Consider the following 14298-nt stretch of genomic DNA (forward strand, 5'->3'; position numbering starts at 1 on the left):
CTACGCTGCCTGCTTCACGTCACCCTTGGCGTAGGGATCGAAGCGCTCGTAGAAGGTCTGGTCCTTCTCGGCCATGTCGTGCAGCAGCCTGGGCGCCTTGAATTCGGCGCCGTATTTCTTCTGCAGTTTCTTGGCGATCTTGACGAATGCCTTGACGCCGATGCCGTCGATATAGGACAGCGCGCCGCCGGTGTAGGGCGCGAAGCCGAAGGCCAGGATCGAGCCGACATCGGCCTCGCGCGGATCGGTGACGATACCCTCTTCCATCACCCGCGCCGCTTCCAGCGCTATGGTGACGAGCAGCCGCTGCTGCAATTCCTCATAATCGACCTTCTCGGGCGCAAGCTGCGGGAAGAGATCCTTGAGGCCGGGCCACAGCTTCTTCTTGGCCGGCTTGGCGGGATAGTCGTAAAAGCCCTTGCCGTTCTTGCGGCCGAAGCGGCCATGGTTGTCGACCATGGTGTTGATCAGCGCCATCTGCTTCTGGTCGACAGCGGTGTCGCCGAGATCGCGCATGGTCTGCTTCATGATTTTTTGCGCGAGGTCGATGGCTGTTTCGTCGGTCAGAGCCAGCGGGCCGACCGGCATGCCGGCGGCTTTCGCCGCATTCTCGATCATCGGTGCCGGCACGCCTTCGATCAGCATCTTGTAGGCTTCCGACATGTAGCGCAGCACGCAGCGGTTGACGTAGAAGCCGCGCGTGTCGTTGACGACGATCGGCGTCTTCTTGATGGCGCGGACGAAGTCGATTGCCGTGGCCAGCGCCTTGTCGCCGGTCTTCTTGCCCAGGATGATCTCGACCAGCATCATCTTGTCGACCGGCGAGAAGAAATGGATGCCGATGAAATTCTTCGGCCGCGCCGAGTTCTTGGCCAGCGAGGAAATCGGGATGGTCGAGGTGTTGGAGGCGAAGATCGCCGAGGCTTTAAGCACGGCTTCCGCCTGTTCGGTGGCGCTCTTCTTGACAGCGGAATCCTCGAACACGGCTTCGACCACCAGGTCGCAGCCGGCAAGATCGGCATAGTCGGCCGTCGGCGTGATCAGCGACAGCAGTTTGTCCTTCTCCTCGGGCTTGGCGCGGCCCTTCTTCACCTGATCCGAGACCAGGCTGTCGGAATGCGCCTTGCCCTTGGCGGCCGACTCCATGTCGCGGTCGAGCAGCACGACCGGAATACCGGCCTTGGCGGTGACATAGGCGATGCCGGCGCCCATGAAGCCGGCGCCGAGAATGCCGATCTTCTTGAACTTCGTTTCCGGCACGCCGGCCGGGCGGCGCGCGCCCTTGTTCAGTTCCTGCAGCGACACGAACAGCGAGCGGATCATCGCCGCCGCTTCCTTGGTCTGCATGATCTCGGTGAAATAGCGCTGCTCGATGCGCAGGCCGGTGTCGAACGGCACCAGCAGGCCCTCATAGACGCATTTCAGGATCGCGGCGGCGGCCGGATAGTTGCCATAGGTCTCGCGACGCAGGATGGCGATGGCCGGCGGCCACAGATTGGCGCCCGCCATTGAGTAGATGGGTCCGCCGGGCAGCTTGAAGCCCTTCTCGTCCCACGGCGCCACCGGCTTCAGACCGTTCTTGATCATCGCCTTGGCGGTTTCGACCAGCTTGGCCGGTTCAGCGATCTCATGGATCAGGCCCATCGACTTGGCCTTCTGCGGCGACAGCGTCTGGCCGGAGGTCAGCATCTGCAGCGCCTGCTGCTGATCGGTCAGCCGCGGCACCCGCTGGGTGCCGCCGGCGCCCGGGAAGATGCCAATCTTCACTTCGGGAAGCGCCATCCTGACTTTGTCGCTATCAGCGGCGACACGGCCGTGGCAAGCGAGCGACAATTCGAAGGCGCCGCCCATGCAGGTGCCGTTGATCGCCGACACCCAGGGCTTACCCGACGTTTCCAGCTTGCGGAACAGGCCGGTCATATAGCCGGCATTGTCGAACAGCGCCTTGGTCGCCTTTTCGACATCCTTGTCCTTTTCGGCGGCGAAGGTGGCCAGCATCTTCTGCAGCATGGTGATGTCGGCGCCACCGGAGAATGTATCCTTGCCGGAGGTGATCACCGCGCCCTTGATGGCGGCGTCGCCGGCCACTTTGTCGACGATGGCGTTCAGCTCCAGCATCGCTTCTTCGGTGAAGACATTCATCGACCGGCCAGGCATGTCCCAGGTGACCAGCGCAATGCCGTCGGCGTCGATGTCGAGGGTGAAATTGGTGTAGGTCATGATTTCTCTCCCCTATCAGACGCGTTCGATAATCGTTGCGGTGCCCATGCCGGCGCCGATGCACAACGTTATCAGCGCGGTGTTGAGGTCGCGGCGCTCGAGTTCGTCCAGCACCGTGCCGAAGATCATGGCGCCGGTGGCGCCGAGCGGATGGCCCATGGCGATGGCGCCGCCATTGACGTTGATCTTGTCGTGCTCGATGTCGAAGGCCTGCATGTAGCGCAGCACAACCGAGGCGAAGGCCTCGTTGAGTTCGAACAGGTCGATATCGGACAGCTTCATCTTGGCGCGCTTCAACAGCTTCTCGGTGACGTCGACCGGACCGGTCAGCATCAGCACCGGCTCGGAGCCGATGTTGGCGAAGGTGCGGATGCGGGCTCGTGGCTTGATACCCATCGCCTTGCCGGCCTTCTTCGAGCCGAGCAGCACGGCGGCGGCGCCATCGACGATGCCGGACGAATTGCCGGCATGGTGGACGTGGTTGACCGCTTCCACCTCGGGATGCTTCTGCACCGCGACGGCATCGAAGCCACCCATTTCGCCAGGCATGACGAAGGACGGGTTGAGCGAGGCCAGCGACTGCATGTCGGTTGACGGACGCATGTGCTCGTCATGGTCGAGGATGGTCAGGCCGTTCTGGTCCTTGATCGGAATGACGGACTTCTTGAAACGGCCATCGGCCCAGGATTTTGCCGCGCGCTTCTGGCTCTCGACCGCATAGGCATCGACGTCGTCGCGGGAGAAGCCGTATTTGGTGGCGATCAGGTCGGCCGAGATGCCTTGCGGCACGAACCAGCCCGGCAGGCCGACCGAAGGATCCATGAACCAGGCACCGCCGGAGGCGCCCATGCCGACGCGCGACATGGATTCGACGCCACCGGCAATGACGATCTCATCGGCGCCTTGCGCGATCTTGGCGGCGCCGAAATTGATGGCGTCGAGGCCTGACGCGCAGAAGCGCGAGATCTGCATGCCGGGCGCCTTGGTATCGTAGCCGGCCTCGAAGGCGGCGGCGCGCGGAATGACCGAGCCCGCCTCGCCGACCGGATCGACGCAGCCGAAGATGATGTCGTCGACATTGCCGGTGTCGAGCCCATTGCGGTCGCGCAACGCCTCAAGCGTCTTGGCGGCAAGCCGCACCGCCGGCACCTCGTGCAGCGATCCGTCCTTCTTGCCCTTGCCGCGCGGCGTGCGCACGGCGTCATAGACATAAGCTTCGGCCATCTTTCGGTTCCTTCCTTGTGGTGCCGTCTAAGGCTTGCTTTAACGCAAAGCCGCACGCAGGCGATTCAGTTCGTTCTTGAAGTTGGCTGCATCAGCAGGAGCGGCTTCAGCCCAGAGTTCCATGAGTTCAGAGTTAGGGCTGCTCACGCATTCGACTGCCTGGATTGCCTTGCCCTTCAATCCACTCAAAGCTTGCCAGTTCGAGACAGTTCGCAATGCTGTTTCTGCGGGTTCCGACAAGAACTCGGACTTCCCGCTAGCTGCGGCGACAATTGCAGCGGCGGCCAGTGCAACCGAGCCATCCGGAGCCTCGATGTAGTCCAGATTGTTGCAAGCCACATCGAGCGCGCCTGCAACAGCGACGGCGCCACTGTTCTCAAATTCGGCGACGAAATCCGCTGCGTCATCGTTTTCGAAAATCTTGAAACCCCATGCGCCCATAATTGCTATCCTAAAGGCTCCGCCCAATCAGCAATTTCATGATCTCGTTGGTGCCGCCGTAGATGCGCTGGACGCGAGCGTCGCGGAACATGCGGGCGATCGGATATTCATTCATGTAGCCATAGCCGCCATGCAATTGAAGGCATTCGTCGACGACTTTTCCCTGCAGGTCGCTGAGCCAGTATTTGGCCATCGACGCGGTCACCGGATCGAGGCCACCGGCGATGTGGCGGGTCACGCAATCATTGTAGAAGACGCGGCCGATGGTCGCTTCGGTCTTGAGCTCGGCCAGCTTGAATTGGGTGTTCTGGAAATCGATGATCGCCTTGCCGAACGCCTTGCGCTCCTTGACGTAGTCGATGGTCAGCGCCAGCGCCCGCTCGATCATGGCAATCGCGCCGGTGCCGATCTGCAGCCGCTCCTGCGGCAATTGCTGCATCAGCTGGACAAAGCCCTGCCCTTCCTCATGGCCGAGCAGGTTGGAGGTCGGCACGCGCATATCGTTGAAGAACAGTTCCGAGGTGTCGTTGGCTTTCAGCCCGATCTTGTCGAGGTTGCGGCCACGCTGGAAGCCTTCGACCTCATCGGTCTCGACGACGATCAGCGAGGTGCCCTTGGCGCCCTTCTCCGGATCGGTCTTGGTGACGACGATGATGAAGTTGGCAAGCTGGCCATTGGTGATGAAGGTCTTGGAGCCGTTGATCTTGTACTGGTTGCCATCCTTCTGCGCCCGCGTCTTGACGCCTTGCAGGTCGGAGCCGGCACCGGGCTCGGTCATGGCGATGGCGCCGATCAGTTCGCCGGTCGCAAGCTTCGGCAGCCATTTCTTCTTCTGCTCTTCCGAACCGTAGTGAAGGACGTAAGGGGCGACGATCGAATTGTGCAGGCCGATGCCGAAACCATCGACACCGACATGGCCGATGGCCTCGATGATGGCACTCTCATGCGCGAAGGTACCGCCGGAGCCGCCATATTCCTCCGGCATCGAGGCGCAGAGCAGACCGGCAGCACCCGCCTTCAACCAGCTCTCGCGGTCGACCATCTCGTTCTTCTCGAATTCGTCGTAACGCGGCGCGATCTCCTCCGACATGAAGCGGTGCGCCATGTCGTAGAGCATGCCGACCTCATCCGCCGCCCAGGCGGGCTTCGGCAAAGAGAGCACTTCGGCGGGATTTGTCGCCACGATTTCCTCCGCGCATCGACAGACAAGGCCGGCGGTGCCGGCGTTCGAGCTTAGAACGCTTCCGCCGGCAGAGCCATCAGCGTATCGGCACCGCTCGAAATGCGGGCGAGGTGAGCGCCGGTCTCCGGCATGATCCGCTCCATGAAGAAGCGCGCGGTCACAACCTTGTTGTCGTAGAAGGACTGGGAGCCGTTGGCGCCCGTCTTGCCAAGTGCTGCCTTGGCCATCTGCGCCCACATGTAGCCCAGCGCGACAAGGCCGAAGAGATGCATGAAATCGGTCGAGGCGGCACCCGCATTGTCGGGCTTGGCCATGCCGTTCTGCAGCAGCCACATGGTCGCCGCCTGCAGATCGTTGAGGCCCTTCTTCAGCGCCTTGGTGAACGGCGCCATCTTCTCGTCGGAACGGTTTTCCTCGCAGAATTCGCCGACCTCCTTGAAGAAGGCCTGCACGGCGCGGCCGCCATTCAAACCGAGCTTGCGGCCGACGAGGTCGAGCGCCTGGATGCCGTTGGCGCCTTCATAGATCATGGCGATGCGGGCATCGCGCACGAACTGGCTCATGCCGTGCTCTTCGATGTAACCATGACCGCCGAACACCTGCTGCGCCATCACGGCGTGGTCGAACCCCTTGTCGGTCAGCACGCCCTTGACCACCGGCGTCATCAGGCCGGTGTAGTCGTCGGCGACCTGGCGGTCCTTGTCGTCAGCGGAGCGGTGGGCGATGTCGGACTTGATCGCCGTCCACAGCGCCAGCGCGCGGCCGGCCTCGTTGAAGGCCTTCATGGTCATCAGGCTGCGGCGGATGTCGGGATGGACGATGATCGGGTCGGCCTTCTTGTCCGGCGCCTTCGGCCCCGACAGCGAGCGGCCCTGCAAGCGGTCCTTGGCGTAAGCGACGGCGTTCTGGTAGGCGATCTCCGACAGCGACAGCCCTTGCAGGCCGACACCAAGCCGCGCCTCGTTCATCATCGTGAACATCGCCTTCAAGCCGCCATTGGCCTCGCCGAGCAGCGTGCCTTCGGCCTCGTCATAGTTCATGACGCAGGTCGAATTGCCGTGGATGCCCATCTTCTCCTCGATCGAGCCGCAGGAGACAGTGTTCCTGTTGCCCGGATTGCCCGATGCGTCGAGCTTGAGCTTCGGCACGATGAACAGCGAGATGCCCTTGACACCTTCCGGTGCGCCTTCGATGCGGGCCAGCACCAGATGCACGATGTTGTCCGACATGTCGTGCTCGCCGGCCGAGATGAAGATCTTCTGGCCTGAAATCTTGTAGGTGCCATCGCCATTGGGCACCGCCTTGGTGCGCAGCAGGCCAAGATCGGTACCGCAATGCGGCTCGGTCAGGTTCATGGTGCCGGTCCAGGCGCCCTCAACCATCTTCGGCAGCCATTTGGATTTCTGCTCGTCGGTGCCGTGGGTGATGATCGCCGCGATCGCGCCTTGCGTCAGGCCCGGATACATCATCAGCGACATGTTGGCCGACACCATATATTCGGCGACGGCGGTGTGCACGGCGTAGGGCAGACCCTGGCCGCCGAACTCCACCGGTGCGGCCAGGCCCATCCAGCCACCCTCACGATACTGGTCGAAGGCCTCCTTGAAACCTTTCGGCGTCGTCACCGAGCCGTCGTCATGGCGCACGCAGCCTTCCATGTCGCCGACACGGTTCAGCGGATGCATGACGTTTTCGGCGAGCTTGGCGCCTTCGGCGAGGATAGCCTCCAGAACATCGGGCGTGGCGTCGGAAAATCCTGGAAGGTTCGAATAGCGCTGATAGCCCAGCACCTCGTTGAGCACGAACAGCGTATCCTGGACCGGAGCCCTGTATGTCGGCATGCTTTTTCTCCACCCTGCAGACCTGATCCGAAAGCCCCCGAAGTCAGCCAGGGTGGCATGCGGACCCATGTTGCTAGCGGGATAGCAAAAATTGACGTTTGCGTAAACGTCAATTTTTTCGATGCGACAAGATTTCCCGCCCACCGCGCGGTGAACGTAGCGGCGCGGCGTTGCACAAGCTAGCGCCGAAAGGCTGCATTGGGGCGCGGCCAAGACGACGAAAAGCCGCGCGGCAGGGCCACGCGGCTTTGATAGTCAGACAATCGGCGGATGACTTAGCCCGCGACGCTCGCCTGCGGCGCCGAACGCTCGGCCAGCATCTGGCGCACCGCCGACATCGAGCCGCTCAGCTCGTTGATGGCGTCGTCGATCAGCGCCCGCTGCTTCTGCAGGCGGGCAAGCTGCTTTTCCGACTTGTCCAGCGCCAGCCGCAGCTGCTTGGTGTTGGAGCCGGTCGGATCGTAGAGGTCCATCATCTGCTTGACGTCGCGCAGCGAGAACCCGACCTTGCGGCCAAGCAGGATCAGCTTCAGCCGGGCCTTGTCGCGGCGCGTGTAGAGACGGGTCGAACCGTCGCGCTGCGGGTTAAGCAGGCCCTTGTCTTCATAGAAACGCAGCGTGCGCAGCGTCACTCCATATTTCTTGGCCATCTCGCCGATGCGGACAAGGTCCTCGCCGGTTTCGACAGACATATTGTTGGTATTGGCCGCGGTCTCGCCGGCCGAGATAAGCTTCATGGTCACTGGCTTTCCCCGTCTGGTGGCGTCGCGGTCCTGGACCGTGCGTCGCCTGACTGGAAGCGGGGGCTTGCTTCCGGTCGTGGTTTCAACAAACAAATCGCAAACAGCACGCTCGATGCGTCTTTTACGTTTACGTCAATTCTATACCGATAGCCGCCTCATGACGCAAGGGCGTTCTGCGCGACGAGCTTTATGCCGCACCGTCAGGCCGGCATCCGACATCCTTGCAACTTCTTAAGTTTGGTTAACGCGTTGTTTACCACGTTGGGCGAAATGTGGGCGCGTCGGCTACCCGTGGTTATCCTGTATCGAATTTTTCACGGTTTTTCGGAGCGCGGGTGAGAACCCGGGAAGCTCGTCTTCCACCGCGGCATGGCCGCTGTCGCCTCGTTCCGACAGGGACTTGGGGGAATCTGGCCGCGAGCCAGCCATTCTGAAAGACGGACGCACCGATGAATAGCAAGCGGTCCTACCTCGATACACTCAACGCCGGCAGGCAGCGCAGGTCGCAGACCACGCTCGAGCAGTTGAACCGTTCCCTCGAAACGCTGGAACAGCGGCTGGAGCGTACGCGCGAGGACCCGATGGCACGTCCGGAGCCCCGCCAATACGGGGCCGACGCGCGCTATCCAGCAGCCCAACCCTCTGGCCAACCCTCCAGGCAGCAGCGCTGGTACGAGGATCCGCAGCCGGCGCCGCGCCCGAAGAGCCCGATGCAGCCCGCCGCCGCTTTCGGGCAGAATTACCAGGCCATCGCCCGCGACATCGATCGCGTGCGCGGCCAGGAAGACGGCGTTGCCATGGTTGGCAAGATCGCCGGCGAGTTGCGCGGCATGCGCGAGGAACTGCGCCACCAGATGACGGCCGGGCTGCAGCGGGAATTCGAAGCGCTGCGCAAGGACATCGAGCGGGCTTTCCAGTCGAGCGCCAAGCCTGGCGCCTCGGCCAAGGGCAGCGCCGAACTCGGCCTTGAATTCGAACGGCTCTCCGGCGCCATCCAGACACTGGCCGAGAAGAGCGACGACAGAAGCGTCAACATGCTGCGGCTCGAGCTCGAGCAGGTCAAGGCCGCGCTCGACACGCTGGCGCGCGAAGAGAGCGTGCAGAAGGTCGATCGCCGCTGGGACGATTTCGATCGCCGCTGGACAGCCTTCGAGGATCGCGTCGATGCCGACCAGCGCAAGCGCTCCGACGACCCCGGCCTGTCGATGCTGACCGACCGGCTGGAGCAGATCAGCAACGCCGTCAACAACCTGCCGGAATCGCTGTCGCTGCGCTCGCTCGAGGAAAAAGTCCGCACCCTTGCCGGCGCCGTCGATCATTTCGCCAGCCAGCAGGACAATCGCGGCAGCGACACGCTTGGCATGATCGACGAGCGGCTGGACGAGATTTCCCGCGCCATCGTCGCCTCGACGGTCGCCGCGCAAGCCAATTCATTCGACCACGAGGCTTTCGAGCGCATCGAGAAGCGGATCGACTCGCTTGCCCAACAGATCGAGGAAGTGGCGCAGGATCGCCCGGGCAATGCGGTCATGGATCGGCTGAGCACGCTGTCGAGCCGCGTCGACGATCTCGCCGGCCGCGCCAACCTGCCCGAGCAGGCGATGGAGCGCCTGGCCAAGCAGATCGCGCTCATCGCGGACAAGATCGACCAGGCGCCTGCCATGCCCGACGCCGACTATATCTTCCATGGCCTGGAACAACGCTTCGACGTGCTGTCGGGCATGATGGAACGTCGCCAGGGTGACGCCATCGAACAGGGCAACATGCTGTTCCGCGATCTCGAGCGGCGGCTTGACGAGGTTGCCGACAGGCTGGACCAGCGCATGCCGCAAGTCGACAGCGCCGGCATCATGGAAGCCATCGACGCCCGCTTCACCGCGTTGGCCAAGCGCATGGAAACGCGTGTTCCCGATCCCGCAGGCGAAGCGGCGATCCGCGGCCTGGAAAGCCGGCTCGAAGACATTTCAAGCCGGCTGGATGCATCGGCCGCGCAGGTGGCCGGCATCGATCCGGCGCTGATCCGCAGCCTGGAGGCGCAGGTCGCCGGCCTGTCCGCCCACCTTTCAAGGCCCAGCACGCCGCTGCCGGAATTCGAGGACATCAGCCCGCGTCTCAACGAGATCGAGAAGTCGCTGGCGGGAACCCGCGATTCCATCCTCGGCGCGGCGCGCGAAGCGGCCGAGAACGCAGTGCGTTCGCTGGCCGGTTCGAGCGCCAACACGACGGCCGTTTCCGGCCTCGCCCAGGATCTGAAGACACTCGAAACGCTGACGCGGCGCTCGGACGAGCGCAATTCGAGAACGTTCGAAGCCATCCACGACACGTTGCTCAAGATCGTCGATCGGCTGGGTTCGCTGGAACCCGGCGAACCGGTCGAGGCGGTGAGCGAACTCCTGGATGCGGCGGTGGTCGAACCGAACAGCCGGCGCGGCGCGCGGCGGTCCAAGATGGCCGTCGATGCGCCGTCGATGGATATCGATCAGCCGATGCCGCTGACCGGGGACATGGCCGATCTCGATGGCCGCGCCGCCGCCATCCTGCGTGATGAGCCGGGTTCGCGAAATGAACCAGGCATGCGTGGCGACCTGGGTACGCGTGGCGACCTGGGTATGCGTGGCGACCTGGGCACGCGTGGCGACCTGGGTATGCGTGGCGACCTGGGCACGCGCTCGCCGGCCGAGGCCGCCGCTGCCGCGGCCATGGCCGCTCTCAGTTCCGACACGATCGCCGAGAAAAGCGAACAGGCAGGCGGCCGCAAATCGTTGTTCAGCGGGCTGGCACGCGCATTCAAGGGCAAGAAGGAGGCGGACATCCCGCCGCTGGCCGGCTCGGCGCCGACTGCCCCGACACCGAGCGTCGACCTCGACGAACCGCTCGATCCGAAAATGGCCAACCGGCCGCTGGAGCCAGGCTCTGGCGCGCCTGACCTCAATGCCATCATGAAGCGCGTGCGCGACGAGCGCGGCCAGCCGGCCAAGCCCAGCGACACCACTGATGCCGCCAAGTCGGACTTCATCGCCGCCGCCAGGCGCGCGGCGCAGGCCGCCGCCGCCGAAGCCGATGCCCTGAAGCGCCAGTCAACGATGACCGGACCGGTGAAGGCGCTGCGGATCGGCGACCTGCTCAAGGCGCGGCGCAAGCCGATCCTGATGGCGGCCGCCGCAATCATGCTGGCGCTTGCCGGCCTGCAGTTGGGCAAGGCCTTCTTCGCCGATCCCGCGCAGGTGGCGAGCAACGACGTCGCGCCGATCGCCGCCTCGCAACCGGTGCAAACCGCCTCGGTCGATGCCCCTAGCCAGCCGAAGACGGACATTCACCCCCAGGCCGTGGAAAGCGCGCCGGCCCGTGCCGTCAGACAGGCCGAGCCGTCCGAACCGGCAGCCAAGGATGACATGGCCGCGCAAGGCACGATGGCCACGCCGCCAGGCATCGAGCCGTCGATGGATGCAGCGCCGACAGCCGAGCCGGCTCCCGCGCCTGCTGCTTCGGCGACGCCCGCCGATGCGAGCCCGGCGGCGTCCGACACGACAGCTTCGGCTGCTGCGGTCCTGGCTGGTCCGGCTCCTGTCGCCGCGGAAGCGACCGATGCCGATACCGGCACCCAGCCTGATGTGGCCGAACCGACCACCGCCAAGGACACCACTGGCGCGGTTCCGCCGGCGGACGCTTCGCCAGCGGCGGCGACGGCCAAGTTCGACATTCCCACCGACGTCGGCCCGGTCGCCTTGCGCGATGCTGCCGGCAATGGCGACGCCAAGGCGTTGTTCGAGGTCGGTTCGCGCTACGCCGAGTCGCGCGGCGTCAAGGAAGACATGGCGGCAGCCGCCAAATGGTACGAGAAGTCGGCGGAACTCGGCTTCGCGCCGGCCGAATACCGCATCGGCAATTTCTTCGAGAAGGGCATTGGCGTCGCGCGCGATATCAAGAAGGCGAAGACCTGGTACCAGCTCGCCGCCGAGCAGGGTAACGCCAGCGCCATGCACAATCTGGCCGTGCTGTTCGCCATGGCTGCGGATGGCGTCACCGACAATGAGTCGGCCGCGCACTGGTTCCAGGCGGCGGCAGACGTCGGCGTCAAGGACAGCCAGTTCAACCTCGGCATCCTCGCTGCCAAAGGTGTCGGCATGAAGCAGAACCTCGAGGAATCCTACAAATGGTTCGCGCTCGTCGCCAAGACCGGCGACAAGGATGCGGCGGCCAAGCGCGACGAGATCGCCAATGCGATGCGGCCCGAGCAGCTCGAACGCGCCCGCGCCGCAGCCGAACTGTGGAAGGCCAAGTCGCTGGATGCGGCAGCCAATTCGGTCGACATTCCCGAATCCTGGCAGGACGGCACGCCGCAGACGACCGCCAGCGTCGACATGAAGAAGGCCGTCCAGAACATCCAGCGCATTCTCAACAAGAATGGCTACGATGCGGGCGACGCCGACGGCAAGATGGGCCAGAAGACGAAGACCGCGATCATGGCTTTCCAGACCGATAACAAGCTGCCGGCGACCGGCACGGTCGATGAAAAACTGGTCAAGGCGCTGCTGGCGCGCAAATAACGGCAGATGCGTCGCTTCCACGACGCCCTTGCCACACATTTGCCTGTTAACTGATTGAGTTGTTTTTTGTTTCGGCGGCGCGACGCGGTTTGACTTCGTTGCACCTCCAGCGCAAGAACAAATTGGCTTGTCGGGTCAAGATGCCCGCAACGGTTGCATTCACCGACAGGCAGAACTGATCGAGACTGACGGGTGGGCATCTATCTCCCGATCGCGGAAATTTCCGTCAACGTCTTCGTGCTGCTGGCCATGGGTGCGGCAGTGGGCTTCCTGTCGGGCATGTTCGGCGTCGGCGGCGGCTTCCTCATCACGCCGCTGCTGATCTTCTACAACATCCCCCCGGCGATCGCGGTCGCCACCGGCGCCAACCAGGTCATCGCCTCCTCCTTCTCCGGCGTCCTTTCGCACATGAAGCGAGGCACGCTCGACTTCAAGCTCGGCGGCGTCTTGCTGGCCGGCGGCATCGTCGGCTCCACCGGCGGTATCTTCGTCTTCGCCTTCCTGCGCAGGCTCGGCCAGCTCGACCTGTTCATCTCGCTGCTTTACGTCGTGCTGCTCGGCACTGTCGGCGGGCTGATGCTGGTCGAAAGCGTCAATGCGCTGCGCGCCACGCGCAGCGGCGCCGCGCCGGTGCTGAAGAAATCCGGCCAGCACAACTGGATCCACCGCTTGCCGCTGAAGATGCGGTTCAGGGCCTCGAAACTGTTCGTCAGCGTCATCCCGGTGCTTGGCCTTGGCGCCGGCATCGGCTTCCTGTCGTCGATCATGGGCGTCGGCGGCGGCTTCATCATGGTGCCGGCGCTGATCTATCTGCTGAAAGTGCCGACCAACGTCGTCATCGGCACTTCGCTGTTCCAGATCATCTTCACCTCCGCCTACACCACGCTGGTCCACGCCACCACCAACCAGACGGTCGATGTCGTGCTGGCCTTCCTGTTGATGGCGGGCGGCGTTGCCGGCGCGCAATATGGCGCCAAGGCCGGCCAGAGGCTGCGCGGCGAGCAGCTCAGGGCGTTGCTGGCGCTGCTGGTGCTGGCGGTGGCGATCCGGCTCGCCATCGATCTCTTCGTCACCCCGCCCAATCTCTATTCGCTGTCCTCCGCGGGCCTCAACTGATGACGGGTCCGAAAGCGTTCGCAACCGCCATTCTCCTGTCGTTGCTTACGGCCACCGTGCCGGCCAAGGCACAGACGCCACCGGTAGAAGGTATCCAGATCGGGCTCTCCACCGACAATGTCTCGATCACCGCCGGCTTTTCCGGCGCCGACCTGACCATTTTCGGCTCGCTGGAAAATCCCGACCCGCTGGTTGCCCGCCAAGGCAGATACGATGTCATCGTCGTGCTCGAGGGTCCGCCGCGCCCGGTGGTGGTGCGCCGCAAGGACCGGGTGCTCGGCGTCTGGGTCAATCTGGAGTCCGAAACCTTCGAGAATGTGCCGATGTCCTATTCGGTGGCCACGACGCGGCCGCTGCAGGACATCACCGAACCGAACAGCTACAGGCAGCTGTCGCTCGGCGCCTCCAACCTCTACATGCAGCCGGCCGACGACGGCGACAGCCCGGCGACCATCGAGGAATTCACCGCGGCGCTGCGCAGTCGCAAAACAGCGACCGGCCTCTACAGCGAGAATGTCGGCGGCGTGCAATTCCTGTCGCAGAACCTGTTCCGCGCCACCGTCAGGCTGGCGCCGAATGTTCCGGTCGGCACCCACAAGGCGCGCGCCTTCCTGTTCAAGAGCGGCGTGTTCATCAAGGAAAGCTCGGCCCAGCTCGAAATCCGCAAATCCGGTTTCGAGCAGTCGATCTTCCGTGTCGCACACAATTATTCCTTCCTCTATGGCGTCTTCGCGATATCGCTGGCCATGCTGACGGGCTGGCTCGGAAGGGTGATCTTCCGAAAGGATTAATGCGTGTCGCTCAAAAGTGGCCCCGTTTTGAGACAACGACATGCATAGAAACAAAGACTTAAAGCGCGTCGCATGAATCCGTTTCGACGCAACGCGCTTTAAGCGCCGGACCTTTTTTCCGAAAAAGGTTTCCCTTTCCGGCGTCATGCGTTAGAGCACGCCCCCGGCCCGACCGGACACGAGCTGCCGCTC

General features: G+C 63.6%; 9 protein-coding genes. 3 read left to right on the forward strand and 6 right to left on the reverse strand.

Annotated features, from left to right (window positions below; all coding sequences use genetic code 11):
• The 6 genes from B5V02_RS13310 to B5V02_RS13335 form a co-directional block, all read right to left on the reverse strand.
• A complete protein-coding gene (locus B5V02_RS13310; RefSeq protein ID WP_111544634.1) occupies positions 1-2220 on the reverse strand; it encodes a 3-hydroxyacyl-CoA dehydrogenase NAD-binding domain-containing protein in 2220 nt (739 codons plus the stop codon).
• A gap of 15 nt (positions 2221-2235) precedes the next feature.
• Positions 2236-3444 (reverse strand): acetyl-CoA C-acetyltransferase, encoded by a 1209-nt coding sequence (locus tag B5V02_RS13315; protein ID WP_111544635.1) that lies wholly within the window; start codon positions 3442-3444, stop codon positions 2236-2238.
• A 39-nt stretch (positions 3445-3483) separates the two neighbouring features.
• Positions 3484-3885 (reverse strand): DUF4259 domain-containing protein, encoded by a 402-nt coding sequence (locus tag B5V02_RS13320; RefSeq protein ID WP_111544636.1) that lies wholly within the window; start codon positions 3883-3885, stop codon positions 3484-3486.
• Positions 3886-3895: 10 nt separating this feature from the next.
• Entirely contained in the window at positions 3896-5068 is a 1173-nt protein-coding gene (locus B5V02_RS13325) for an acyl-CoA dehydrogenase family protein (protein ID WP_111544637.1), read from the reverse strand.
• Between the two features lie 50 nt (positions 5069-5118).
• Positions 5119-6909 carry an acyl-CoA dehydrogenase gene (locus B5V02_RS13330; protein WP_111544638.1) on the reverse strand — a complete coding sequence of 597 codons (1791 nt, stop codon included), beginning with the start codon at positions 6907-6909 and terminating at the stop codon, positions 5119-5121.
• Positions 6910-7184: 275 nt separating this feature from the next.
• Entirely contained in the window at positions 7185-7646 is a 462-nt protein-coding gene (locus B5V02_RS13335) for a MerR family transcriptional regulator (RefSeq protein ID WP_095082335.1), read from the reverse strand.
• A gap of 455 nt (positions 7647-8101) precedes the next feature.
• Here B5V02_RS13335 and B5V02_RS13340 point away from each other — a divergent pair, with 455 nt between their 5' ends.
• From B5V02_RS13340 to B5V02_RS13350, 3 genes are all read left to right on the forward strand, one after another.
• Complete coding sequence (locus B5V02_RS13340; protein ID WP_111544639.1) at positions 8102-12199, forward strand: peptidoglycan-binding protein; 4098 nt, start codon at positions 8102-8104, stop codon at positions 12197-12199.
• A gap of 192 nt (positions 12200-12391) precedes the next feature.
• Entirely contained in the window at positions 12392-13315 is a 924-nt protein-coding gene (locus B5V02_RS13345) for a sulfite exporter TauE/SafE family protein (RefSeq protein ID WP_111544640.1), read from the forward strand.
• A complete protein-coding gene (locus B5V02_RS13350) occupies positions 13315-14106 on the forward strand; it encodes a TIGR02186 family protein (protein ID WP_111544641.1) in 792 nt (263 codons plus the stop codon). Before B5V02_RS13345 ends, B5V02_RS13350 begins: the two co-directional genes overlap by 1 nt.
• The last annotated feature ends 192 nt before the right edge of the window (positions 14107-14298 follow it).

Origin of the sequence: Mesorhizobium kowhaii, from assembly GCF_003253745.1 — a bacterium.
Classification (GTDB): Bacteria; Pseudomonadota; Alphaproteobacteria; order Rhizobiales; family Rhizobiaceae; genus Mesorhizobium; species Mesorhizobium kowhaii.

Excerpts from the sequence above, each read along its gene's own strand:
- B5V02_RS13310 (WP_111544634.1), bottom strand. The coding sequence starts at position 2,220 with ATGACCTACACCAATTTCACCCTCGACATCGACGCCGACGGCATTGCG.
- B5V02_RS13315 (WP_111544635.1), bottom strand. The coding sequence starts at position 3,444 with ATGGCCGAAGCTTATGTCTATGACGCCGTGCGCACGCCGCGCGGCAAG.
- B5V02_RS13320 (WP_111544636.1), bottom strand. The coding sequence starts at position 3,885 with ATGGGCGCATGGGGTTTCAAGATTTTCGAAAACGATGACGCAGCGGAT.
- B5V02_RS13330 (WP_111544638.1), bottom strand. The coding sequence starts at position 6,909 with ATGCCGACATACAGGGCTCCGGTCCAGGATACGCTGTTCGTGCTCAAC.
- B5V02_RS13335 (WP_095082335.1), bottom strand. The coding sequence starts at position 7,646 with ATGAAGCTTATCTCGGCCGGCGAGACCGCGGCCAATACCAACAATATG.
- B5V02_RS13340 (WP_111544639.1), top strand. The coding sequence starts at position 8,102 with ATGAATAGCAAGCGGTCCTACCTCGATACACTCAACGCCGGCAGGCAG.
- B5V02_RS13350 (WP_111544641.1), top strand. The coding sequence starts at position 13,315 with ATGACGGGTCCGAAAGCGTTCGCAACCGCCATTCTCCTGTCGTTGCTT.